This window comes from Dyella monticola (assembly GCF_003363155.1).
GTDB classification, from domain to species: Bacteria; Pseudomonadota; Gammaproteobacteria; order Xanthomonadales; family Rhodanobacteraceae; genus Dyella_B; species Dyella_B monticola.
In genome coordinates this window covers 1-1,141 of the sequence record NZ_QRBE01000043.1, presented here as the reverse complement: position 1 = coordinate 1,141, position 1,141 = coordinate 1, and the positions used below count along the sequence as shown (strand labels likewise).

Here is a 1,141-nt window from a genome sequence, read left to right as displayed (position 1 = left end):
ATAGGTTTTGCGATGACGCGCGCGGTCTTCACCGCTGTTGGGCGCTTCGTGATGGTGAAAGCCTTGATTGGCCCGTTCGCCGTTGGCGGCTTCGCTGCGGAAGATTTCTGCAACGGGAATGTGATACGTCACGCCGTTAGCCAGTTCGACGCGGTAGGCCTGCGTACCGGACTGGTGGTTCAGCGGAATTAGGCCGGTGCCGTCGAAGACGTCTTGCTTGAGTGGCATCCCGTCTGCAAAGAGCGTGTACGGCATACCTTGCGGCAGGTTATCCATAGAAGCAGGAGACGCACCCAGATTGAGCACCAGCGGCAACCCCGGGAGGATGTTTTTGAGGTCCGCCCGGATGTCCATCGATGCTGGCCCTTGCCTGCCCCACCAGGCACATTTTTCAAAGATGTCGCCGGGTGTACCGCATTCGATCCGGTTGCCGTTGATCTTGATGTAGGAACCGCCTGCGCCGATCCAAATTTCCTTGTAGGCGGACAGGTTCAGGCTGCCGTTCGTGCTGGTAAGGGTCACGTCCTTCAGCGCAGCCAGCGCCATCTCGTCGTTCTGCGCCTGAAACTGGACTTTGCCCTTGTTGGCGATGAACGTCATGCCCTGCTTTTGTGCGAACAGGCTGATCTGCTCGCCAACCATCACGCGGACCTGGCCCATCGCGCCAACGTCAGCGCTTTCGCCAGCGGTAAAGGCGAGGTTCTTGCCGGCGCTCTGCACAATGGTGTCTGGTGTAGTCAGCGTGATCGAGGATTGAGCGGACAGCACCATCACCGCTTTTTGCAGATCCTTGATCTCGTTCTGCAGCACCGCGTTCATGGCTTTGGCGTCTGCGGCTGTGGCCTGCGCAGCCGTCACCACTTTGGCCAGCGCATCGACCTGCGCGTGAGCGGTCTCAAGCTGTTGCAGCGTTTCCTGCATATCGAGCTGTGCGCCCTGGGCGTTCGGACGGTCGTAGGTGCTGACGAACAAACCTTTGCCCGCGCGAATAGCCCCGTGCGCTGCGGTACGCAGTTCAAAGCCTTCGCCCCGCTTTTGCCGTTGCCCATCCACCAGGTGGCCCAGCCCCAGTTGGCTGATGCCCGAGTGCGGCGTGGTGAGACGGATGTGCTCCTGGCCATCCCAGTCTTCGATGTCCATT

Annotated in this window: 1 protein-coding gene; it reads right to left on the bottom strand. The window is 60.1% G+C overall.

All coding sequences use genetic code 11. The features are described from left to right. A partial coding sequence (locus DWU98_RS21555) for a type VI secretion system Vgr family protein (RefSeq protein WP_147293419.1) occupies window positions 1-1,141 on the bottom strand: 1,141 nt, incomplete at both ends.